Below are 22,235 nucleotides of genomic sequence, written 5' to 3'. Positions count from 1 at the left end.
ATTATGCAAAACGTAGTATTGACACCACTGCTTACTTGAGCACTATTGTGACCCTAACGTGAATGAGAAAGTTCCATGGTTTCTCAAGTTTTTTGTCATTGTTTTTTCACAGTGTGATGTCTATACCCAAATGACCACCGTTGCCTGACTTTAGTCTAAGTTTGACAAGCGAGCATCTTGAGGGGAAATGGGTATAATGAATGATCTCTGTCCCAGATTGTGCTGGGTCGAGCATGGAAAAGCAATGGCATTGACAAACTATTACTTTTCATTTGCATGGCTAATGGCTATCTGAACACCGCGTTACAAATATAACTTAGGAAGCATGCTCATGCTCTGCATGAAAAAGAAGAGTGGCTCAGTCACCGCAGTAACACGGATGTCGATAGGTCTCCCAACTTAGCCCTTAGCGACGGGTGTCGCGATAATGGAATGCACATGGTGTGCAAATAATACACAAGGTGACTTTGTTACCTTAGCTTGGGATTATAAAAGTTATATGAACACAAATCGTGAACATGAGTGTGATGTGTTAGTGGTAGGGAGTGGCGCGGCTGGTTTGTCGTTGGCTTTGCGCGTAGCTAACCACTGTAAAGTGATGGTGCTGAGTAAAGGGCCACGCAGCGAAGGGGCGACCTATTATGCCCAGGGTGGTATTGCTGCTGTATTTGATGAGTCAGACACCATTGATTCACACGTTGAAGATACACAAATCGCCGGCGATGGTATTTGTGATGAAGATACCGTGAGGTTCATTGCTGAACATTCAAAAGAGTGCGTACAGTGGTTGATCGACGGTGGTGTCCCATTTGATCGTGAAGAGGATGACTCTGACGATGAGCCTCGTTACCACTTAACTCGTGAAGGTGGCCATAGTCGTCGTCGTATTCTTCACGCGGCAGATGCAACAGGTATGGCGATGCAAACCTCTCTGCAAGATAACGCTCACAACCATCCAAATATTCATGTTCTCGAACGTCACAATGCGCTGGACTTAATCACCGAAGACAAAATTGGCGGTGATAAAAACAAAGTTATCGGTGCTTATATTTGGAACCGCAACGAAGAGCATGTCGAAACCGTGCGGGCCAAATTTGTGGTTCTCGCTACAGGTGGCGCTTCAAAAGTTTATCAATACACCTCTAACCCAGATGTTTCGTCTGGTGATGGTATTGCCATTGCTTGGCGTGCAGGGTGTCGTGTGGCAAATATGGAGTTTAACCAGTTCCACCCGACGTGTTTATATCACCCAGAAGCACGTAACTTCTTGTTGACCGAAGCGTTACGTGGCGAAGGTGCTTACCTGCGTCGTCCCGATGGTTCTCGCTTTATGCCAGATTTCGATGAGCGTAAAGAGCTTGCTCCGCGTGACGTCGTGGCTCGCGCTATCGACTTCGAAATGAAGCGTTTGGGTGCCGACTGTATGTACCTCGACATCAGTCACAAACCTGCGGACTTTATTACGAAACACTTCCCAACCATTTACTCACGCTTGATGGACTTGGGCATTGATATGACCAAAGAGCCAATCCCAATCGTACCTGCTGCGCACTACACTTGTGGCGGTGTCATGGTGGATAGAAATGGCTGCACCGATCTTAAAAACTTGTATGCGATTGGCGAAGTCAGCTATACAGGGCTGCATGGTGCTAACCGCATGGCATCAAATTCACTTCTCGAATGCGTGGTTTATGCTTGGTCTGCGGCGAAAGATATTCTAAAACATCACACTAACGTGGAGCTTCCTTCACAGGTGCCATGTTGGGATGAAAGTAAAGTGACCAACAGTGATGAAGAAGTGATCATTCAGCACAACTGGCACGAGCTTCGTCTGTTTATGTGGGACTACATGGGCATTGTACGAACTGACAAGCGTTTAGAACGCGCCTTGCGCCGTATCCAACTGTTGCAACAAGAAACGCATGAGTACTACAGCAATTTCCGTGTCTCGAACAACTTATTAGAACTGCGTAACCTTTTACAAGTAGCAGAGCTGATGGTTCGTTGTGCGATGCAGCGTAAAGAGAGTCGAGGTTTGCACTACACGCTTGATTATCCGAACCAACTGGAAAACAGCGGACCAACGATTTTGGTTCCAGCTAAACAGCTTTAATTCGACAAAATAAACTATTACATCAACAGGGAGCATTGGCTCCCTGTTTCATTTCCCACTGGCGTAATACCAAAGATAATTGACGGTAATGCTGATCGTCACAGCTATCACGCCAAATCGTGACGCTACGGCCAGACTGCAATCGACATGTTATCTTGAATGGCAATGTCGATGTATCGACTCGTTGTAACTGATCCTTTTCAGACTCAAGAGCCGCCGAACATTCACTATACTCAAGGGCCTCAAACCTAACCGAGCCATCGCAATGCACATACCAATAACCCTGACTTGTCGGTTTAACAAAGCCTTGGGTCAGTAGTGCCTTAACAATCATTAATAACAAATAAATCGATAATACGAGAGGGATGCTAGAGAGGGTAACGGCCCAAGTCATCAGTAAGAAAAGTATTACATTGAGAACTCGGGCAGTCAGAGAGGGAGAAGCGGTAAAATTAACGAACTTTGCTGAGGTTATGGGCGACAATTTTATCAACCATTGCAGCATGACCTAAGTTTTCGCTGCGGCCATGCCCCATTATCCAAGTAAACAGATCAGGATCATCGCATTCAAGTAAAGAAACAAAGTCACGCTGCTCTTGTTCACTCAGAGTATCAAAGCACTCTTCAAAAAACGGCATAATTACTACGTCAAGCTCAAGCATGCCTCGACGACAAGCCCATTTAATACGCGCTTTTTCTTCCGGAGTGTACATTCACTATTCCTTCATAGATGTCTTGTTGTTAGTGCGGAGTGTAACAAGGGATGTGCTACGTCACTAGTGTGCGGGTCACAATACGATAGTGAAAGCAGACAAATGTTGATTCGTAAATCGCTCCCCTAGTATCTCAAGGTTATTTGGGTATAACATAGCGGAAAAATATCTTCAAAAGGCATTGTAATTATGGAATGGCAAACTCGTTTTTCAGCACTACCTCTCTCAACTCAAGACGCACTTCCAGAGTTATCTATCTCGCTGCTGGACAATTTCGGCATGATCACCATGGTCGGTGACGATAAAAAATCATACTTACAAGGTCAGGTTACCTGCGATGTCGTTTCTTTAGAACAAGACCAATCAACATTAGGCGCACATTGTGATGCGAAAGGTAAAGTGTGGAGTGTGTTCCGCCTTTTCCATCACCACGATGGCTACGGCATGATCCAACCAAAATCGGCGATTGACGTAGAACTTAGCGAAATAAAAAAATACGCCATTTTCTCTAAAGTAACGATTGAAGCTTCTGATGAAGTTATCTTAGGTGTTGCAGGCGTCAAAGCCGACGAGCTTATTTCTTCAATGAGCAAAACGACTGGCAGCGTTCGCCCTGTTGAAGGCGGCACCGCGGTACAAGTTTCACAAAGCCGCTGGCTACTGATATTAAGTGCGTCAGCTGCGCAACAAGTCGTTGAAAATACAGATGCTGCCCTTACGACAAATGAGCTTTGGAATCGTTTCGACATTGAAGCTGGTTTACCATTTGTCTCTGCATCCGCGCAGAATGCTCACATTCCACAAGCACTCAACGTGCAAGCTTTAGGAGGCATTAGCTTCACAAAGGGCTGCTACACAGGACAAGAAACGGTAGCACGAGCTAAGTATCGCGGTACAAATAAACGTGCGATGTACATCGTAAAAGGGGCAACTTCTGCTCCATTTAGTGACGAGCCAATTGAGCTCGAGCGCAGCGTGGGTGAAAACTGGCGTTCAGTGGGTGCTTTATTAAACCACTACCAGTTCAGCGACAATCAAGCGATTGGCCTGATTGTACTGCCCAATAATCTCGATGAAGACACTCGTCTTCGTTTGGTTGCTCAACCAGAATGTGAATGGACAATCGAATCACTGCCTTACAGCCTTGATGATGAGTAATACAATCAATACTCCTTTGATGCAATTTCTCACAGACCAACACATTCCGTTTCGTCTGTTACCGCATCAAAGACCAGCAACCACTATTGAGGATGCCGCGCAACAACGCGGCATTAGCCCTTCTCAAATGGTAAAAGCGATCTTGCTACGAGACATGGGTAATCAATATGCTCTCGCCTGTGCGCCTGGTGATCGTAGTGTCGATCCCAAAAAAGTGCGCTCGTTACTGCAATGCCGCCGGATGACTTGCGTTGATCAAGCCGACGTTGAGGCCATCACGGGTTACAAAATTGGTACTGTCACTCCACTATTACTCAAACGACACATGCCGATCGTGTTCGATCCTAGCTTACTAGAAGAACAGGAAGTCACGATCAGCAGTGGCGATCGTATGGCTGGACTGGCGCTTTCTATCCAAGATCTTATCCAATTGTGTCAGCCGACCGTAGCTGAGATCTGTCGTTAGTCGTCTAAAAATAATGTAATAGCACGTAGTTTTTCTATCACCACGTGATCTCGCTCATATCTATAAAAATAGACGAGAGAATTTTTAATCACATATAAAACATAAATAGTCACAAAGATAAAACTCGTATATGCTGAATTTGTTGGTTAAGTTTCAAACAAGCACTTAACCAACATAAAGTGAATCAGCTGACTGAATGACAGTATTCATGCCGTCAGCTGTCCCACTTTTGTGTAATGCATCTGTGACTATTCGCCCGCTGAAGCGGGCTTTTTTTTGTGCGGAACTTTTTTCTCTTCCTCTTTCTCTAACCGTTAGGACGTAAAGTTTGTTCTGTTGGATACCACCTCAATAGAAACAATTAGCAAACAATCATTTTCGTTCTATTCTTAATTCTGTAACAAAACTATTGCTTAATGCGTCACGTAAAAAGGAGTGTATTGTTGTAAGGGTTCCTTGAACGGTGATTTTTTGGGGTAATCCTCACGCTATTTAAGAGATGACACTGTCAAATTGTCTAAGACAACACAAATCTCTGACGCAACACCCTACATCTGTATTTAATACTATGGCTGTCACAATAATTTTCGCGTCCAAAACGTAGAATACCTAGGCTAGGTTAGATAAAAGGAAAGTAAATATGAGACTGTTTAAGCGCTATACACCAAGTATGATTGCTAAACATATAAGTCGTCTTTTTAAAGGAAGAATTTATATTTACGGGGTCGGTAGATTCGAGTTTGATAACGGCAAGTTAATACTGCCGGAGAAAGCAGAGCAACGCCATTTCCGAGCGGTCAAAGAGATCAACCAAGAAATAATGAAACTCCGATGCGCATATGCTTAGCAAAACGTTGATAAAACAAAGGCTGGATTAACCAGCCTTTTGTGTATTTGAAGTTCGCTTTACACCTACTGACGTGCCAGATCAGGCAGATGACCTTTTAGACCAAGCGCACGCTTCATGATCTCATCTTTCGCTCCCGGCAATTGACCCGCTAAACTCAAACCAATGCCACGAACCAGCTTCTTAGCAGGATTCTCTCCAGAGAACAGGTCTCGGAACCCTTGCATTGCAGCGATCATCTTTGCTGCTTCCGCTTTGCGCCAACGCTCATAACCTCTTAGGTTGCGTTTGCTGCCAATATCTTGGCCTTGCTTCCATAGCGCTAACACCTCTTGAGCGAGGCTGGCTGCATCTAATAGACCTAAATTTACCCCCTGGCCCGCTAGAGGATGAATGGTATGGGCCGCATCACCAACCAATGCGACTCGCTCCACAACAAAATCTCGCGCATAACGCATTTTCAGAGGAAACGCGGCACGCTCTCCCACGACTTCACATAGACCAAGTCGTGTATCAAATTCGCTCGTCAATGCTTTGTTGAAATCATGCTCACTCATTGCCAATAGCTGCTCTGCACGATTTGGCTCAGTGGACCAAACAATAGAGCACATATCTGGTTGCGACATTGGCAAAAACGCCAATGGCCCTTGAGGAGTAAAAATCTGTCGTGCAATGCTATTATGCGGAGCAGCGGTTTTAACATTCGCGACCAGAGCATGATGCCCATAATCCCAATGCGTTAACGGAATATCCATTTGATGACGAAGCCACGAGTTTGCCCCATCGGCTCCGACCACTAACTTAGCCGTCATGGCTTGACCATTGTCGAGCGTCAACCAACTTTCTTGTTCGCCCACCGCTAAGGTCGCGCAACGTGCAGGCATAAACATAGTGACGTTATCGAGCTTTTGGACTTGTTCGAGCAGTGCGAGTTGAATCACTCGATTCTCAACAATATGCCCTAAATCAGGTTGTGCCATGCTTTGTGCATTGAACTCAATACTAGCAAAGCTATCTTGCTCCCACACTTCCATACCGTAGTATGGTGAAGCTCGGCGTTGCTCTATCCCCTGCCAAGCGCCAAGCTTACGCAAGATCGTCTCACTAGAACGGCTCAACGCAGACACACGCACATCAGGTAACTCTTTCAACGACTCATCTGGCACCTTGCCTTCTATTACGGCGACACGCAGATCGCTGTCCTTGAACGCGGCAGCAAGTGCCAACCCAACCATCCCTCCGCCGATGATGGCGATATCTACACTTTGCATCATTGCTTTTTATTACCTAATTCAGTGCGGCCGTTCATCGTTTTACCAAACCAAGCGTATGGCGCAGTAGCGGCTGCTTAAAAATAGAAAGGTTATCCATCGCTGCTAAGGCCGTATTTCGCCCAATTCGCATCGCGGGTAAATCATTTGAAAAAATATGCACTAAGGCACTGGTTAGCCAGATCGTTTCGCTTCGATCTGCCTCTCTACGCTGACTAAAGCGCATCAAGCCTTGATAAAGACCAACATCATCGCTTTGCTGCACGATTTCTTCTGCTAGCGAGACAACGTCGCGAATACCAAGATTAAAACCTTGTCCAGCTATCGGATGCAGCGTTTGCGCCGCATTCCCAACAATCGCAAAACGATGAGAGATATTTTGCTTTCGATGGCGAAGAAGCAATGGGTAACTCGCACGTCGTCCCACTTTTTTCATCGCGCCCAAACGCCAGCCAAAATCTTGTTGTAAACGTTGGAGAAATGCTTGGTCAGATAACTCAAGAACTGCTTGGGCTTCCTCAGGGTGCAGACACCAAACTAAAGACATTCTATTGTCACTCATTGGCAATAAAGCAACAGGGCCATTTTCAGTAAAACGTTCAAAGGCTCGACCTTGATGAGGTTCTTGAGTAACAATATTGGCAATGACAGCCACTTGTTCAAAATCTTGCTCAGAAAGCTCTAAACCAATTTTCTGACAACAAGTCGAAACAGCACCATCGGCTGCCACCAGCAGTTTTGCTTCAAGCTTCCCACCGCTTTTCAACGTAATATGGGTACAGTCTTGCTCGCGCTCGATATCGGTAACAGAGTCAGGGCAAAACAGCGTAATGGATGCGCTGCTATCTAATAATTCTTGATATACGCGACCAACATCGGCTAATTCGACAACATACCCTAGTGCTTCAACGCCAATCTCTTGCTTGGTAATTTCCGTCATCCCAACATGAGAGCGATCAGAAACGTGAATATGTTCAATGGGTGTGACAAACGGTTCTACTGAAGTCCAGAGCTGTAGTTGACGCAACAGATTGACAGTACCGTAAGACAATGCGATTGAGCGAGAGTCAAAACCAGGGTGCATATCTGACTGCGCTTTAAAAGGCTCAACGACGGCAATGCGGAGCTTTCCCTGGGACAAATGGTCAATCGCCAATGCTAACGTTGCCCCTGCCATGGCACCACCAGCAATGACTACATCATATTGCTTCATGCTAACCTCTGGACCATCTACGATTAATGAATAGTAGGCTTTTTATCGCTACTTTCAGGGCGAACACCAAACTCAGCATGAATCGTTAGTACGCAAGCTTTGATGTGTTCAATCACTTGTTCTAGCAATTGCGCTTGTTCACCGAGGTCATCATCTTCATCAATGCCTAATTTGGCAATCTCTTCTAGGTCAGCCAATGCTTCTTTAGCGTCATCTGACGCTTTATTTAGCGCAACACCTGCTAGACCTAACCCAGAAATAAAATGGTTTACGAAATCGGACACGCTGTCAGCCAACGCGAATAAGCCTTCTTCTCCCGGCTCATCTGGTAATAATAAAGACAGCTCCATCGACGTGCCCGTGAGTTCATTGACAGTAACGGTGAATACGCTTTGAGCAAACGCTAGCGCGGTAGAAGGCCACCCCATCCCATCATTGGTGTAGTCAAACAGAATAGGCTGCCAAGTTTGATCATTAATCGCCAATCCACCACTTAACATGCCGACAAATAAGCCATGTAATTCCGCAGGTGTTACTGCTAGGCTTGCAGATTGCAGTTCAGCAGCAATAGATTGGTATTCAGGAAGGGTGATTTCACTCATAACTTGGCTCATTCTTGCATAATAATGTATTGGTATATCCTACCATCAAGGTTAGTGGTCTGAAACGGCTATCAAATTCAATTTTGAACAGCATTTGCTCAATTTGCCCAATTCCTGTGTGATCTCGTCATCATTTCTCTTTCTGTGATGGGAAATGCTTGAATCTTAATAGCGGTTTTCCTATAGTTTGCTCCTCGGTAGTTGTATGAAGCAACACCTTAGATAGCGCGAATATAGAGTTTATTCATCATGAGCAATCAAGCGATCGACGTTGAAATATTAGGCAAAGTTACACGAGTGAATTGTCCGACAGGACAAGAAGAGTCTCTTGTTGCAGCGGCAAAAGATCTGGATCGCCGATTGAAAGAAATGAGCGAACGTACTAAGGTAACCAATGAAATCCAACTGCTGACCTTCGCTGCATTGAATATTTGTTATGAGTTGCACACCAAGTCATACGAATCAAACGGTCAACAGCAAGAAATTACTGAGCGAATGGAAAAGCTCACTGCGTCTCTTGAGAACGCACTAAGCAAAGTTACGCAAGGACAGCAGTAAATACAAAATTTACCCTGGGGTGTGCGTCAGCAGGATTTAAGTCCCTGAGCCGATAAGCAATACCTAAGGGTTAGTATTTGGTAACTATTGAGCAAGCTCGGCATGCACCGAGAAGCCTACGGTTGTCATTGCTGATCCGCCTTGAACCAGCTGGTTCAAGGGCCACAATCCTCAACGGCACCCTGGGGTATTCTCTCTATGTCAGACCTCTCTCGACAAGACTTCCGCAAACTGATTCGTGAAAAGCGCAACGCATTGTGTAGCGACACGCAATTCCAAGCGGGGATCGACCTTGTCACTCAGTTCTCTCAACTTCCTGAAATCCAGCAAGCACAGCATATTGCTATTTATCTTTCTGCTGACGGTGAACTTGATACCAAGCCGCTCATTGAGTGGTTGTGGCAACAGGGAAAATCGGTTTATCTACCTGTCATCCATCCGTTTGCCAAAGGTCAGTTACTGTTTCTTCTGTACGTAAGTGATGATCAATTGGTCTACAACAAATACGGCATCTTAGAGCCCAAACTGGACATCCGCCATCTCAAACCCGTTCGTCAACTTGATATCATTTGTACACCTTTGGTTGGATTCGACAGCATCGGCCACCGCTTAGGCATGGGCGGAGGGTATTATGACCGTACCCTGTCTCATTGGTTTATAACCGGAGAAGGTGCCAAGCCTGTTGGTATCGCTCACGACTGCCAACATGTAGAACGCTTACCAATTGAAAGCTGGGACATTCCATTACCTAAGATCGTGACCCCAAGCCGAATATGGCAATGGGAAAGTGGCAAGTAAGCCGCTATAATCACGCCCGCAAACGTTAACGAACATCTATTCAGGAGATTGGCATGACTCAAGATGAAATGAAAAAAGCGGCTGGTTGGGCAGCACTAAAATATGTTGAGAAAGGCAGCATTGTCGGTGTTGGTACTGGCTCTACCGTGAATCACTTCATCGATGCACTAGGCACTATCAAAGACGATATTAAAGGTGCAGTGTCTAGCTCTGTCGCTTCAACTGAGCGCCTTAAAGAGCTTGGTATTGAAGTATACGAGTGTAACGACGTAATGAAGCTGGATGTGTATGTTGATGGCGCAGACGAAATTAACCCAGCACGTGAAATGATCAAAGGCGGCGGCGCGGCTCTGACTCGTGAGAAAATTGTCGCAGCAATCTCTGATAAGTTTGTATGTATTGTTGACGGCACCAAAGCAGTTGACGTACTAGGTCAGTTCCCACTACCTGTAGAAGTGATCCCAATGGCACGCTCTTACGTTGCGCGCGAATTAGTAAAACTGGGTGGTGACCCGGCTTACCGTGAAGGCGTTGTGACTGACAACGGCAACGTAATTTTGGATGTACACAACATGCAGATTACTAACCCGAAAGAAATGGAAGACAAGATCAACGGTATCGCGGGTGTGGTGACTGTGGGTCTTTTTGCTCACCGTGGTGCTGACGTCGTAATCACAGGTACACCAGAAGGTGCAAAAATTGAAGAATAAATAACAGCTCAAATCGACCTATCTGGTTCACTTTTCTGTTATTTCATTACATACGGTGCTGCAAGGCACCGTTTTTTATTCCTTTCTCTAAGAAAATTATCTCTTATTCCGTAATTTTCTTACCCAAAGCAATTTTTTTTTGTTACTTTATTGAACAGAAGACGCACAAGGAAACGTTTGTCCTCCTACAAAACTATCAATTATCCCCTTTTTAATAGTTTTGCCCAATGTGCGCCACATTAGCCCACCTTTCCATTTTAAGGACGAGAAAAATGGCCAAAGTTTCACTGGAAAAAGAAAAGATTAAGATCCTCTTGTTAGAGGGACTCCACCCTTCTTCAGTTGAAGTTCTTCAAGCAGCTGGTTATACCAACATTGAGTACCATAAAGGTTCCCTTCCGGAAGAAGAATTGATTGAAGCGGTTAAAGACGTGCACTTCATCGGTATTCGCTCCCGTACGAACCTATCCGAAGAGGTAATCAATGCGGCGAATAAACTGGTTGCAATTGGCTGTTTTTGTATCGGTACTAACCAAGTAAACCTAGACGCAGCAGCAAAACGCGGCATTCCTGTGTTTAATGCACCGTTCTCTAACACACGCAGTGTGGCTGAGCTAGTGCTTGGTCAAATCCTACTACTTTTGCGTGGCATTCCTGAAAAGAATGCGCTTGCACATCGCGGTATTTGGAAGAAAAGTGCTGACAACTCTTACGAAGCACGTGGCAAACGTCTTGGCATTATCGGATACGGCCACATTGGTACGCAGCTAGGTATTATTGCCGAAAACTTAGGTATGCGCGTTTACTACTACGACATCGAGAACAAATTGTCCCTTGGTAATGCGACGCAAGTACATACCATGAGTGAACTACTAAACAAGTGTGACGTAATTTCTCTGCACGTTCCTGAAACGCCAGAAACAAAAAATATGATGGGTGAAGCTGAGTTTGCTCGCATGAAGCCAGGCTCAATCTTTATTAATGCAGCACGCGGCACTGTCGTGGATATTCCAGCACTTTGCCATAGTTTAGAAGCGGGTCACATTGCGGGCGCTGCGATTGATGTATTCCCGACAGAACCGAAAACGAATGCCGACCCGTTCGAATCTCCTTTGCAGAAGTTCGATAATGTCATTCTCACTCCACACGTTGGTGGTTCAACGCAAGAAGCACAAGAGAACATCGGTGTTGAAGTCGCAGGAAAACTGGCGAAGTACTCTGACAACGGCTCTACGCTTTCAAGCGTAAACTTCCCAGAGGTGTCACTGCCAGAGCACGGTGGTGAGTGCTCTCGCTTGCTTCACATCCATAAAAACCGTCCTGGTATTCTTACTCAGATCAACACCATCTTCGCGGAAGACGGCATTAACATTGCCGCACAGTACCTACAAACAGCCGCTGAAATCGGCTACGTAGTGATCGATGTTGAAACCGAGCGCTCAGAAGAAGCGCTAGCGAAACTGAAAAGTATTGAAGGCACTATCCGTGCTCGTATCCTTCACTAATTTGTGAAGCAGAAATAACAAAGGCAGGGAGTACCCTGCCTTTTCTTTTTGCACCCAGTATTACTTCAGCTTGTAAATCACGTCAACTTGATCGCGAATAATCATGGTAGAATCCTGGTAGCTGTTTGCCCCTTCTTTACTGTCCATCGCCATCGAGCGCATTAGAACTGGCTGAACGTGCATCTGTCTGTAATTGATCTGCCAGACATCACCCAACTTTTTCTCAAAGCCAGTAGCCAGTGACGCTGCTTTTTCTCGCGCATCTTGGATAGCCGCCATGCGTGCCTTTTGCTGATACTCAGCCTGGTTGCTTACCTTAAGTTGAATATTATCAACCTGATTAATCCCTGCTTCTAACGCCATATCTAGGTACTGGTTTAGGTTTTTTAGATCCGTAACCGTCACATCAATGCTACGAGAAGCGCGATAACCAACGAGCTCTGCTTTACCAGATTTAGGGTAGTGGTATTGAGGCGCAAGGTATAAATTCGAGCTGGTAACATTGTCTTTTGATAAGCCAGCATCGGACAGATTTTTCAGAAATTGCTCAACGGTTTTGTCTACTGACTGCTTGGCCTGTTCAGCAGTCATTGTCGTGTCTACCACTTTTACAGAAAACGTCGCCATATCTGGTGTAGCAATAACTTCACCATAACCTGTCGTCGTTACGTGAGCAAATTCAGGCGAGTTCGCCAACACTGAAGCACTGGTAAGGCTGAGTGCAGAAGCCAGCAAAAATGAATACAGTCTCATTCAATAAATCCATCCATACAAAAATAAAGTACTTACTCTCAGCAGAAAGGCTCAAGATTCAGACAAAACTATCACTACTGAGAAAGTGTATGGTTTCATAATAGAAACTTCTGTCGATTATCCAAGCACTCAGAATGACTTCTAACACAACTTTGACTATGTAACATTGGCGTAATTTTTCAACGAAACACTCTGTCGGCAATGAACCCATCGATGCGACAATGAACTTATTGAGGTAAGTGCCGCTGAGCATACCCGACTATCGCGTGTGAGATTTCTTGTAGAACCCCCGTTTCCAGTTGCCAATGATGCCAATAAATCCGATGGGACATTAAAAAACCGGGAGTAACATCAACCAACGCGCCACGCTCTAGCTCGTCGGTAATTTGCAAACGAGGGATTAAGCAATAGGCTACACCAGCTAACGCCACTTTTAGAAACGCTTCAGAGCTGCTGATGTTATGGTGAATGACGCTATCAGGGCTGACATTGAAATGCTCGGTAAGAAAGGTTTTATGTAGGTCATCATATTGATCATACGAAACGGCCGGCGCCTTGGCCAAAGTCTGGTTATTGACGCCTTGAGCAAAGTAACGCTGATAAAACTCCGGACTCGCGACACAAACGTAATCAACACGTCCCAAGTAATCCGCTCTACAGCCAGGTATCGGCTGGGATTCTAAGCTGATCGCCCCCGTCACTTCGCCACTTTTTAGCTTTTCGATGGAACGAGATTCACCATAGATAGTGAGTTTGAGTTCAACCTGACGCTGCTTCATGACATCTTGCAGTGCAGGCAGTAGCCAAGTAGCAAGGCTATCAGCATTGGTCGCCAAAGAGAGTTGTACAGGTCGAGTACTGGTATCATTCTTGAGTTCGGGCAGAATTTCATGCTCGAGTAAGCGCACTCGACGATAAAGGCCTAATAACTTTTTACCAATCGGCGTTGGCTTGGGTGGTTGACTACGAACCAAAACGGGTTGTGCGAGAAACTTCTCTAATTGTTTAATACGTTGAGAAATCGCTGATTGCGAGACAAATAAATGTTCGGCTGCACGCTCAAAGCTCCCCTGATAAACCACGGCATCTAATGCCTCAATCCATTTATAGTCCAACCCTCTCATCCTGATCTTCCTCTCCTGATAAAACATCAACCCTTAAATTAGCTTGGCTAATATAATATTAAAATCATTAATTATACTTATTTAGATAAACTCTTTATCTTTCACTCTTCTGAGCATTTATTGGTTATTTTGAAGTGAGGTGAAGTGTGAGCTTGTGGGTTCTATTGCAAGGATTTGGTTTAGGGGCATCAATGATCATTCCGATCGGCGCACAAAATGCGTATGTCTTAAATCAAGGCATAAAGCGCAATCATCACCTGACGACTGCCACTATTTGTAGCATCCTAGATATGATCTTCATTTCTCTAGGTATCTTTGGTGGTGGTGCGATTTTGTCTCAAAACGAAATCTTACTAACATCGGTGACGCTTGGTGGTATTGCCTTCCTGAGCTTTTATGGATTACTGTCACTTAAGAGTGCGTTTAAGTCAGACAGTGAGTCAGAATCAAAAGGTGAAGTCGTCGCTCGTGGTCGCCGAACGGTCATATTAGGTGCTTTAGCCGTCACAGTACTTAACCCACACTTGTACTTAGATACAGTCGTTATTCTGGGCTCTATTGGTGGGCAGTTTGAAGGCCATGACCGAATTGCTTTTGCACTAGGTACGATGATGGCTTCCTTTGTTTGGTTCTATACCTTGTCGATAGGAGCCGCAAAACTAGGCCCTACCCTGTCAAAGCCAAGAGTGAAAAAAGGCATCGACATCGCGGTCGCAGTAATGATGTTCACGATAGCGTATATTTTAGCTAGTGAACTTATTGAAAAGTACTGGTAATCAACAGGACAACAAAGACATGGAGTCACTAAAGCGTATCTATGATATCAATAGAGAGCGACTCAACGCGCTCTCTATTCCTTTTAGGGAATGGCAGCATGAAGCCATCTTAGACTTTGACACGGATATAAGAATTGCGTCCGAGCTTGGATGGACAGGCACGCACACCAAAAGCCTCTTCTTAAAACTTAAAGAACAAGGCTACGCAATTTATCTAACAGAAAAAGACTCTCGCCTCGATGCCAAACAAATAAAAGCCGTCACAGGCAAACGCCCCTCAATTTGTGACGACGATGAAATGGTCGAAGTGTTAGGTTGTTTGCCTGGAGCGGTATGTCCGATTGGCTTACCTGAATATGTCACACTCATTGTTGATACAACCCTCTATCAACACGAAGAGTTGCTCTACACGCCAGGATTGCCTGAATTCACCTTTGGCTTTGCAGGTAAACATCTAAAACGTCTATTGCTTGCCGGTAATCACATTCTTTATGAGATATAAAAAAGCGAGGCCAATTGGCCTCGCTTTCGAATATCTACCGCTTGTATTAAGCGTCGATTTTGTTCAGATGAACATCCATTTGCGGGAATGGAATTTCGATACCATTTTCATCCAATGCTTCTTTAATACCTTGCATTGCATCAAAGTATACGCCCCAGTAATCTGCAGTTTTCACCCATGGGCGAACCACAAAGTTTACTGAAGAGTCTGCCAGCGTAAGTACGCCGATTGTGATATCAGGATCTTTCAAGATACGCGGATCTTTTTCTAGCGTCTCGCGAATTACTTTCTTCGTTAGTTTAAGATCCGCTTTGTATGACACACCAATCACTAAGTCGACACGTCGCGTTGCATGACGAGAGTAGTTAGTAATTGCACCACCGATTACTGACGAGTTAGGCACAACAACCATCTTGTTGTCTGGTGTTTTTAGGACAGTTTGGAAGATTTGAATTGCTTCAACACTACCCGCTACACCGCCAATTTCTACGTAGTCGCCAGATTTGAATGGACGGAACGCAACAATGAGTACACCAGCTGCAAAGTTTGATAGTGAACCTTGTAGCGCAAGACCAACAGCAAGACCTGCCGCACCGATTACAGCCACGACTGAAGCGGTTTGAACGCCTAATCGACCAAGAGCTGCGATAAGTACGATTACAAATAGCAAGTAACGAACAAGACCGTGAATAAATTCAACGACAGCCTTATCCATGTTTTTCTTTTCTAGTACTTTAGAAACACTACCAGCGACTGCTTTAACGATAATATTACCGATAAACAGAATAAGCAGCGCAGAGATAATGTTCACACCGTACTGAACCAGTAGATCTGAGTTGTTTGTCAGCCAAGTTTCAGCCTGAGTTAGACCATCCGTTAAAGTGGTATCGATACCCACCGATTCACCTGCCATAATTCTTATCCTCAAAAATAAAGATATATAAATCCAATTGCCGTTAATTTATGAACCTTGTTTTTTAAAGGCTCTTTTCTAAAACAACATCCCTATTGCCCCACTGAACAGTGTCAGATTTTTGGCACAATATCCCAACTTTGACTTTTTTCAAAGTCAGAGTTTCGCAAAGATATGCAAAACAAGACTTTATCAGAGTTTTCTGATATTGGCTTGTTACAGGTTACGCAATGCACTCTTATTTCGCCACTCCTATGACTGATATTCCTATGTTTTTATTTAAAAACGTTAAAGGGGGAACATCCCACCAGAAAATACAACCTGACGCATAAAGATATCAATAGGAAAACAGGGAAAGAAACATAGGGGCAAAATGATAGACATAAAAAAACCCGCTCAAAAAGCGGGTTTTTAAGTAACTTAATCAGTAACGATTATAGTACGTCAACTGCGTTTAGGTCAGCAAATGCTTGCTCTAGACGAGCTACCATTGAAGCTTGACCAGCACGTAGCCATACGCGTGGATCGTAGTACTTCTTGTTTGGTGCATCTTCACCAGTTGGGTTACCGATTTGACCTTGTAGGTAATCGTGGTTTTCAGCTTCGAACTTACGGATACCATCCCAAGTTGCCCACTGTGTATCAGTATCGATGTTCATTTTGATAACACCGTAACCGATAGACTCACGGATTTCTTCTAGAGAAGAACCTGAACCACCGTGGAATACGAAGTTTAGAGAGTTCGCTGGAAGACCGAATTTCTCAGAAACGTGCGCTTGAGAATCACGTAGGATAGTTGGAGTTAGTACAACGTTACCTGGCTTGTATACGCCGTGTACGTTACCGAAAGATGCAGCGATAGTGAAACGGTGGCTGATTGCGCTTAGTTTCTCGTATGCGTATGCAACGTCTTCTGGAGAAGTGTATAGCTCAGACGCATCCATATCAGAGTTGTCAACGCCGTCTTCTTCACCACCAGTACAACCTAGTTCGATTTCTAGAGTCATGTTCATTTTAGCCATGCGCTCTAGGTACTTAGCAGAAATCTCGATGTTCTCTTCTAGAGACTCTTCAGAAAGGTCGATCATGTGAGAAGAGAATAGTGGCTTACCAGTTTGAGCGAAGTACTCTTCACCAGCGTCTAGTAGACCGTCGATCCAAGGAAGTAGTTTCTTAGCAGCGTGGTCAGTGTGTAGGATTACTGGAACACCGTAAGCTTCAGCTACAGCGTGAACGTATTTCGCACCAGCAACAGCACCTAGGATTTGAGCTTCTTGACCTTCAAGTTTTAGACCTTTACCAGCAAAGAAAGCAGCGCCACCGTTAGAGAATTGAACGATAACTGGAGCTTTAACTTTTGCAGCTGCTTCAAGTACTGCGTTTACAGAGTCAGTACCCACACAGTTTACTGCTGGAAGTGCAAAGCTGTTTTCTTTTGCAACTTCAAATACTTTCTGAACGTCATCGCCAGAGATAACACCTGGTTTTACGAAGTCGAAGATCTTAGACATGGATGTAATCCTATTTATCTGTCGTTTTTAAACAAAACTTGTTAAGTTGAAAATCTTGCAAACGTTTGCTCACAACTGAGGCTATTCTAGCAGAGTTCCTCACACGTTGCAGCAAACAAGAAAGCGGGAGAATCACTCCCCCGCTTTGCTTTAATTACTTAGCGCGTGCTTCTAGCATTTCTACTGCTGGAAGAACTTTACCTTCTACGAACTCAAGGAAAGCGCCGCCACCTGTAGAGATGTAAGAAACGTCAGCTTTGATACCGAACTTGTCGATAGCTGCTAGCGTGTCACCACCACCTGCAACAGAGAAGCCTTCAGATGCTGCGATAGCTTCTGAGATACCTTTAGTACCTGCTTCGAAGTTCTTGAATTCGAATACGCCTACTGGACCGTTCCATAGGATAGTCTTCGCGTTCTTAAGGATTTCTGCTAGTTCAGCTGTTGAATCTGGGCCAAGGTCGAAGATCATGTCGTCGTCTTGTACTTCAGAAACGTGTTTAATTTCTGCTTCTGCGTTTTCGTCGAATGCTTTCGCACATGCAACGTCAGTTGCTACTGGAATTGCACACTCATCCATTAGCTTCTTAGCAGTGTCTACTAGATCCGCTTCGTATAGAGACTTACCAACGTTGTAGCCAGCAGCTGCGATAAATGTGTTAGCAATACCACCACCAACAACTAGTTGGTCAGCGATTTTAGATAGAGACTCAAGTACAGTTAGCTTAGTAGAAACTTTTGAACCGCCTACGATTGCAACCATTGGACGAGCTGGGTTGTCCATTGCTTTACCTAGCGCTTCAAGCTCGTTTGCTAGAAGAGGGCCAGCACAAGCGATAGGTGCGTGCATACCAACACCATGAGTTGACGCTTGAGCGCGGTGAGCCGTACCGAATGCGTCCATTACGAATACGTCACATAGTGCTGCGTATTTCTTAGATAGCTCTTCGTCGTTTTTCTTTTCGCCTTTGTTAAAGCGAACGTTTTCTAGAACAACAAGTTCACCAGCGTTTAGCTCTAGGCCATCTAGGTAGTCTTTTGCTAGCTTCACTTCACAATCTAGTGCGTCGTTTAGGTAGTTAACAACTGGTTGTAGAGAGAACTCTTCAGCGTATTCACCTTCAGTTGGGCGACCTAGGTGAGACGTAACCATTACTTTAGCGCCTGCTTCTAGGCAGTGCTTAATAGTTGGAAGAGATGCGATGATACGTGCATCTGAAGTTACTTTACCGTCTTTTACTGGCACGTTTAGGTCAGCACGGATAAATACACGTTTACCTGCAAGATCCAGGTCAGTCATCTTGATTACAGACATGATGTGTCCTCTCAAATATTGATAATTAAAGTTTTTGAAAACTCGGCAACCCTGCCAAGCCTGTTAATTCTTCAAACTGGTTATAGATGATATGGAGATATCATGGATTTATTTCAAGGCTTGAAATAAAAATTCTCCATCACTTCTTCGTCATTACTGCTCCACTTGAGAAGAAGCTTGCATTGCTAAGGCAGTATCCAGCATCCGGTTAGCAAAGCCCCATTCGTTGTCGCACCAAACGAGCATTTTTACGAGTTGCCCGTTACTCACTCTAGTCTGGCTTCCATCTACAATCGCACTATGGGGGTCGTGGTTAAAGTCGATGGAAACGAGTGGCGATTCAGTATAGTCAACAATGTTACGTAATGTACACTGAGATGCGTTAACAATGGTTTGATTTACGTCATTAACTTTCACATTTGTATTAATTGTGACACTTAAATCCATTGCGGTGACGTTAACGGTTGGGACACGAACAGAAATTGCTTCGAATTTGTTGGAAAATTTCGGGAAGATTCTTTCAATCCCCTTATGCAACTTGGTGTCAACCGGAATAATAGATTGGCTCGCTGCGCGGGTACGGCGTAGATCGTTATGGTACGCATCGATTACTTGCTGATCGTTCATGGAAGAGTGAATCGTGGTTATGGTACCGGACTCAATACCGAAGGCTTCATCTAACACTTTAATGATGGGAACGATACAGTTGGTGGTGCAAGAGCCATTAGAGACAACACGGTGTTCATCTTTCAGAGTTTCGTGGTTCACACCATAGATAATCGTATTATCTATGTCGCTTGCGCCCGGGTGTGAAAACAGCACTTTCTTCGCGCCAGCTTCTATATGCGCTTGCCCATCGGCTTGTGAACCAAACACGCCAGTGCAATCCAAAACAATATCGACTTCTAAATCGCGCCAAGGAAGTAATTCGAGTTCAGAGAGGTGAAGAATGCGAATAGAATCATATTCGCCGCTGTCATGATGAACATGCAAGTGTTCTTGGTCGTGGGAGATTTTTTTGCCGAAGCGACCATGACTAGTGTCATATTGCAGTAGGTGCGCCATCGCTTCTGGCTGCGCTAATTCGTTAACCGCCACAACCTTGATCTGCTGATGTTTTCCGCTTTCATACACGGCTCGCAGAACATTACGACCTATACGTCCAAATCCATTGATCGCAACCTTTAGCATTTATCCTTCGCCCTACCAAAAATTTCGTGTCACAGATACTACCTGATCAGGCTGAAAAACGCACCTGTTGAATCATAGTAAAGCAGGATTAAAAAAGGCCGAGACAATGCTCGGCCTTATTACAACAATAATTAAAATGCGACGTCTAAACCTAACCAGTAGCGACGACCATCTTCGACATATCCGTATTCTTCGTAACTGATTTCCTCATCCAGCAAGTTATAGATCGCGCCTTTAATACGAGTATTATCGGTTAACTGGTATGTCACACCAGCGTCCACAAAGGTATAAGCAGGCTCTACGATACTGTTTCTTGATGGGCCAGTAACCGGATCCATTTCTTTACCTCGGTAAGTTACTTTAGCCCAACTTTCTAGATCTGTTGTTGTTTGCCAAGTTACATCCACATTAAACAGATGCTTTGGTAGCTGCTGCAGCGGCATGCCTTTGTATTCACCTGTTTTTTGCTCTGAGTCAGTAAATGTGTAGCTCGAGCTGAGGTAAATGGTTTCCGTTAATGGCGATGCTAAGGTCGCTTCAATACCTTGTGTGACCGCTTCGTCCACGTTAATGCGGTACGTTGGATCTGCACCCCATTGGTTTGGTCCATCTGTACAGATGGTATCTGGGCAAACAACACGTGTGATCTTGTCTTTGAACTCATTATGGAACGCAGTCAAAGAGACATCTAAACCAGAGTCACCTTGATACAAGACACTGATTTCTTTGTTTAGCGACGTTTCAGGGTCAAGGTCTGGGTTACCGTAGATATTACCGCCGCCACTGACTTGCGCCCAACCAGGAGTAATTTCACGTAATTGCGGAGAACGGAAACCTGTTGCCACACCGCCTTTCACAGTCCAAGACGGGTCAACTCGCCATACACCATAGACACGCGGACTAAAGTGCGCGCCATAGTTTTCGTCATGATCTAGACGACCACCAAGCGTAACGCTAAACGGATCGGCGATTCTCCATTCATCTTCAATGAAAACAGCCCACTGCGTATTCGATGTTTCGGTCTTCGATGACGCTTTGTTGGAGGTGAAATCCTCAAGCTCTGCATGAGTGGCGTCCACACCAGTCGTCAGCGTATGGTTTCCAATTCCAGTCACTAAGCTCGACTTGAATGTGGTGTTGGTGATCGTCATCTCACGAGATTTGTTTTCGCTCTCTTCACGTTGTAAGTAAGTATCTGAGATGCCAACCGAGTCCCAGTCGCCATTGTGACTTAGCGTTACATAATTACGACGATATTCGTTGAGTGAATCCTCACAACCTCTTCGGCAACCCGTCGTTGGTACGGAAAGGCCAACGTTACCGCGACGACTTTGTGCCGATGTGCCACCCTCTAGTTGCACAGAATGGCGGTCATTAATCTGGTAGGTCAGTTTTGAAGAGATACTTTGCATATCTTTATCTTCATAACCGTATTCAATATCGTCTTCTTCTCTTGCGGTATACTGACCGTATACTTGGAGAGATAGATTTTCGGCTAGCGGCCCATTGACGAAGAAATTCGCGCTCTGCTCTCCGCCCGAGCGACTGTTTTCTTGCAGAACCGTGCCTAGCTGAACATTACCTGTCCACTCCATCGCGTCTTTTCGCGTGATCACGTTAATTACACCACCAATCGCATCAGAGCCATAAAGCGTCGACATTGGACCACGGATAACTTCAATTCGCTCAATCGCTTGAAGAGGAGGCAACCAACCTTGTTCGATACCAGGGCCGTCACTATTTGGACGAGTTTCACGTGTGCTTTGACGTTTACCATCGACCAGTATCAAAGTGTATTTGGAGCCCATACCACGGATACTGATGTCGGTAGTGTCACCACCGCCTGTCACGACAACACCAGGCACACTTTTTAGTGCATCAGTCACATCGCGGTAATAACGAGAGTCCAACTCCTCACGTGAAATCACACTAATACTTGCAGGCGCGTCCGCTTGAGATTGCTCATAACTTGATGCAGTTACAACCACTGTTTCCATTTTAGAAACTGCATCATTGGCAAACACATGAGGGACACTGACGAAGGCTAAAATACCAGTTGCAGTAATAACTGGCAGTCTAAGAGTAGACATCTACATCTCCATAATTGATAATGATTATTATTTTCGAAAGTAAATTATTCACAAATAGAATGAGATGCATAGTGAGAGTTATGGAACGGTTCTTCCCATTTATGGA

Annotated in this window: 22 protein-coding genes and 1 other RNA gene; 11 read left to right on the top strand and 12 right to left on the bottom strand. The window is 44.8% G+C overall.

The genetic code is table 11. The features are described from left to right. Positions 1–499: 499 nt before the first annotated feature. Positions 500–2,113, top strand: a complete 1,614-nt coding sequence (nadB, locus tag FR741_RS02805; protein WP_031780368.1) for an L-aspartate oxidase — start codon at positions 500–502, stop codon at positions 2,111–2,113. A gap of 22 nt (positions 2,114–2,135) precedes the next feature. Here the strand turns inward: nadB and FR741_RS23740 are convergent, their stop codons facing one another. Beyond that, the gene (locus FR741_RS23740; protein WP_332871187.1) at positions 2,136–2,618 is read right to left on the bottom strand and encodes a protein YgfX; all 483 of its coding nucleotides are present in this window, start codon (positions 2,616–2,618) and stop codon (positions 2,136–2,138) included. After that, positions 2,566–2,826 carry an FAD assembly factor SdhE gene (locus FR741_RS02800; protein WP_005393925.1) on the bottom strand — a complete coding sequence of 87 codons (261 nt, stop codon included), beginning with the start codon at positions 2,824–2,826 and terminating at the stop codon, positions 2,566–2,568. Before FR741_RS02800 ends, FR741_RS23740 begins: the two co-directional genes overlap by 53 nt. Before the next feature lie 189 nt (positions 2,827–3,015). Here FR741_RS02800 and ygfZ point away from each other — a divergent pair, with 189 nt between their 5' ends. From ygfZ to FR741_RS02785, 3 genes are all read left to right on the top strand, one after another. Continuing rightward, entirely contained in the window at positions 3,016–3,984 is a 969-nt protein-coding gene (gene ygfZ / locus FR741_RS02795; RefSeq protein ID WP_104974800.1) for a tRNA-modifying protein YgfZ, read from the top strand. Beyond that, positions 3,977–4,450, top strand: a complete 474-nt coding sequence (locus FR741_RS02790) for an aminoacyl-tRNA deacylase (RefSeq protein WP_167427060.1) — start codon at positions 3,977–3,979, stop codon at positions 4,448–4,450. Before ygfZ ends, FR741_RS02790 begins: the two co-directional genes overlap by 8 nt. A 640-nt stretch (positions 4,451–5,090) precedes the next feature. Further along, entirely contained in the window at positions 5,091–5,297 is a 207-nt protein-coding gene (locus FR741_RS02785; protein WP_005380970.1) for a DUF1107 domain-containing protein, read from the top strand. A gap of 65 nt (positions 5,298–5,362) precedes the next feature. Here the strand turns inward: FR741_RS02785 and FR741_RS02780 are convergent, their stop codons facing one another. From FR741_RS02780 to FR741_RS02770, 3 genes are read right to left on the bottom strand one after another with little or no spacing between them, the layout of a single operon-like run. Continuing rightward, on the bottom strand, positions 5,363–6,571 hold the full coding sequence (locus FR741_RS02780; protein WP_005393929.1) for an FAD-dependent 2-octaprenylphenol hydroxylase: 1,209 nt from the start codon (positions 6,569–6,571) through the stop codon (positions 5,363–5,365). A 31-nt stretch (positions 6,572–6,602) separates the two neighbouring features. Continuing rightward, positions 6,603–7,781: a 2-octaprenyl-6-methoxyphenyl hydroxylase gene (gene ubiH, locus FR741_RS02775; protein ID WP_012841403.1), complete on the bottom strand. Its 1,179-nt coding sequence runs from the start codon at positions 7,779–7,781 to the stop codon at positions 6,603–6,605. A gap of 23 nt (positions 7,782–7,804) precedes the next feature. Next, positions 7,805–8,383: a YecA/YgfB family protein gene (locus FR741_RS02770; RefSeq protein WP_033907447.1), complete on the bottom strand. Its 579-nt coding sequence runs from the start codon at positions 8,381–8,383 to the stop codon at positions 7,805–7,807. Between the two features lie 249 nt (positions 8,384–8,632). On the opposite strand from FR741_RS02770, the gene FR741_RS02765 reads away from it, so the two are divergent. The 5 genes from FR741_RS02765 (at position 8,633) to serA (ending at position 11,954) form a co-directional block, all read left to right on the top strand. Then, positions 8,633–8,941: a cell division protein ZapA gene (locus FR741_RS02765; protein ID WP_005393932.1), complete on the top strand. Its 309-nt coding sequence runs from the start codon at positions 8,633–8,635 to the stop codon at positions 8,939–8,941. A gap of 8 nt (positions 8,942–8,949) precedes the next feature. Beyond that, positions 8,950–9,134: non-coding RNA, 6S RNA (gene ssrS / locus FR741_RS02760), on the top strand. Between the two features lie 5 nt (positions 9,135–9,139). Beyond that, complete coding sequence (locus tag FR741_RS02755) at positions 9,140–9,739, top strand: 5-formyltetrahydrofolate cyclo-ligase (RefSeq protein WP_047008829.1); 600 nt, start codon at positions 9,140–9,142, stop codon at positions 9,737–9,739. A gap of 53 nt (positions 9,740–9,792) precedes the next feature. Then, complete coding sequence (gene rpiA, locus FR741_RS02750; RefSeq protein ID WP_005380982.1) at positions 9,793–10,449, top strand: ribose-5-phosphate isomerase RpiA; 657 nt, start codon at positions 9,793–9,795, stop codon at positions 10,447–10,449. Between the two features lie 272 nt (positions 10,450–10,721). Then, the gene (gene serA / locus FR741_RS02745) at positions 10,722–11,954 is read left to right on the top strand and encodes a phosphoglycerate dehydrogenase (protein WP_005393937.1); all 1,233 of its coding nucleotides are present in this window, start codon (positions 10,722–10,724) and stop codon (positions 11,952–11,954) included. 60 nt (positions 11,955–12,014) lie between these two features. Here the strand turns inward: serA and FR741_RS02740 are convergent, their stop codons facing one another. Next, positions 12,015–12,707: an oxidative stress defense protein gene (locus FR741_RS02740; protein ID WP_005393939.1), complete on the bottom strand. Its 693-nt coding sequence runs from the start codon at positions 12,705–12,707 to the stop codon at positions 12,015–12,017. A 227-nt stretch (positions 12,708–12,934) separates the two neighbouring features. Next, positions 12,935–13,831 carry a LysR family transcriptional regulator ArgP gene (locus FR741_RS02735; protein WP_046875104.1) on the bottom strand — a complete coding sequence of 299 codons (897 nt, stop codon included), beginning with the start codon at positions 13,829–13,831 and terminating at the stop codon, positions 12,935–12,937. Positions 13,832–13,977: 146 nt separating this feature from the next. Between FR741_RS02735 and FR741_RS02730 the strand changes: the two genes are divergently transcribed. Together FR741_RS02730 and FR741_RS02725 are read left to right on the top strand one after the other, a co-directional pair. Then, positions 13,978–14,607, top strand: coding sequence for a LysE/ArgO family amino acid transporter (locus tag FR741_RS02730; protein ID WP_012841398.1), 630 nt, complete (start codon positions 13,978–13,980; stop codon positions 14,605–14,607). A 19-nt stretch (positions 14,608–14,626) separates the two neighbouring features. Then, entirely contained in the window at positions 14,627–15,109 is a 483-nt protein-coding gene (locus tag FR741_RS02725) for a YbaK/EbsC family protein (RefSeq protein WP_167426236.1), read from the top strand. Between the two features lie 46 nt (positions 15,110–15,155). On the opposite strand, the gene mscS is transcribed toward FR741_RS02725, so the two are convergent. The 5 genes from mscS to FR741_RS02700 all read right to left on the bottom strand — a co-directional run bounded on the left by mscS (position 15,156) and on the right by FR741_RS02700 (position 22,129). Next, complete coding sequence (gene mscS / locus FR741_RS02720) at positions 15,156–16,022, bottom strand: small-conductance mechanosensitive channel MscS (protein WP_005393946.1); 867 nt, start codon at positions 16,020–16,022, stop codon at positions 15,156–15,158. 434 nt (positions 16,023–16,456) lie between these two features. Beyond that, complete coding sequence (fbaA, locus tag FR741_RS02715; protein ID WP_005393947.1) at positions 16,457–17,533, bottom strand: class II fructose-bisphosphate aldolase; 1,077 nt, start codon at positions 17,531–17,533, stop codon at positions 16,457–16,459. Positions 17,534–17,687: 154 nt separating this feature from the next. Then, entirely contained in the window at positions 17,688–18,848 is a 1,161-nt protein-coding gene (locus FR741_RS02710; protein WP_167426235.1) for a phosphoglycerate kinase, read from the bottom strand. Between the two features lie 153 nt (positions 18,849–19,001). Continuing rightward, complete coding sequence (gene epd / locus FR741_RS02705; protein WP_046875106.1) at positions 19,002–20,039, bottom strand: erythrose-4-phosphate dehydrogenase; 1,038 nt, start codon at positions 20,037–20,039, stop codon at positions 19,002–19,004. 131 nt (positions 20,040–20,170) lie between these two features. Then, positions 20,171–22,129, bottom strand: a complete 1,959-nt coding sequence (locus FR741_RS02700; protein ID WP_005393952.1) for a ligand-gated channel protein — start codon at positions 22,127–22,129, stop codon at positions 20,171–20,173. Positions 22,130–22,235: the final 106 nt, after the last annotated feature.

Source organism: Vibrio diabolicus (assembly GCF_011801455.1).
In the GTDB taxonomy this organism is placed as follows: Bacteria; Pseudomonadota; Gammaproteobacteria; order Enterobacterales; family Vibrionaceae; genus Vibrio; species Vibrio diabolicus.
This window is presented reverse-complemented; position numbering and strand designations above follow the sequence as displayed.

Excerpts from the sequence above, each read along its gene's own strand:
- nadB (WP_031780368.1), top strand. The coding sequence starts at position 500 with ATGAACACAAATCGTGAACATGAGTGTGATGTGTTAGTGGTAGGGAGT.
- FR741_RS23740 (WP_332871187.1), bottom strand. The coding sequence starts at position 2,618 with ATGCTGCAATGGTTGATAAAATTGTCGCCCATAACCTCAGCAAAGTTC.
- FR741_RS02800 (WP_005393925.1), bottom strand. The coding sequence starts at position 2,826 with ATGTACACTCCGGAAGAAAAAGCGCGTATTAAATGGGCTTGTCGTCGA.
- ygfZ (WP_104974800.1), top strand. The coding sequence starts at position 3,016 with ATGGAATGGCAAACTCGTTTTTCAGCACTACCTCTCTCAACTCAAGAC.
- FR741_RS02790 (WP_167427060.1), top strand. The coding sequence starts at position 3,977 with ATGAGTAATACAATCAATACTCCTTTGATGCAATTTCTCACAGACCAA.
- FR741_RS02785 (WP_005380970.1), top strand. The coding sequence starts at position 5,091 with ATGAGACTGTTTAAGCGCTATACACCAAGTATGATTGCTAAACATATA.
- FR741_RS02780 (WP_005393929.1), bottom strand. The coding sequence starts at position 6,571 with ATGATGCAAAGTGTAGATATCGCCATCATCGGCGGAGGGATGGTTGGG.
- ubiH (WP_012841403.1), bottom strand. The coding sequence starts at position 7,781 with ATGAAGCAATATGATGTAGTCATTGCTGGTGGTGCCATGGCAGGGGCA.
- FR741_RS02770 (WP_033907447.1), bottom strand. The coding sequence starts at position 8,383 with ATGAGTGAAATCACCCTTCCTGAATACCAATCTATTGCTGCTGAACTG.
- FR741_RS02765 (WP_005393932.1), top strand. The coding sequence starts at position 8,633 with ATGAGCAATCAAGCGATCGACGTTGAAATATTAGGCAAAGTTACACGA.
- FR741_RS02755 (WP_047008829.1), top strand. The coding sequence starts at position 9,140 with ATGTCAGACCTCTCTCGACAAGACTTCCGCAAACTGATTCGTGAAAAG.
- rpiA (WP_005380982.1), top strand. The coding sequence starts at position 9,793 with ATGACTCAAGATGAAATGAAAAAAGCGGCTGGTTGGGCAGCACTAAAA.
- serA (WP_005393937.1), top strand. The coding sequence starts at position 10,722 with ATGGCCAAAGTTTCACTGGAAAAAGAAAAGATTAAGATCCTCTTGTTA.
- FR741_RS02740 (WP_005393939.1), bottom strand. The coding sequence starts at position 12,707 with ATGAGACTGTATTCATTTTTGCTGGCTTCTGCACTCAGCCTTACCAGT.
- FR741_RS02735 (WP_046875104.1), bottom strand. The coding sequence starts at position 13,831 with ATGAGAGGGTTGGACTATAAATGGATTGAGGCATTAGATGCCGTGGTT.
- FR741_RS02725 (WP_167426236.1), top strand. The coding sequence starts at position 14,627 with ATGGAGTCACTAAAGCGTATCTATGATATCAATAGAGAGCGACTCAAC.
- mscS (WP_005393946.1), bottom strand. The coding sequence starts at position 16,022 with ATGGCAGGTGAATCGGTGGGTATCGATACCACTTTAACGGATGGTCTA.
- fbaA (WP_005393947.1), bottom strand. The coding sequence starts at position 17,533 with ATGTCTAAGATCTTCGACTTCGTAAAACCAGGTGTTATCTCTGGCGAT.
- FR741_RS02710 (WP_167426235.1), bottom strand. The coding sequence starts at position 18,848 with ATGTCTGTAATCAAGATGACTGACCTGGATCTTGCAGGTAAACGTGTA.
- epd (WP_046875106.1), bottom strand. The coding sequence starts at position 20,039 with ATGCTAAAGGTTGCGATCAATGGATTTGGACGTATAGGTCGTAATGTT.
- FR741_RS02700 (WP_005393952.1), bottom strand. The coding sequence starts at position 22,129 with ATGTCTACTCTTAGACTGCCAGTTATTACTGCAACTGGTATTTTAGCC.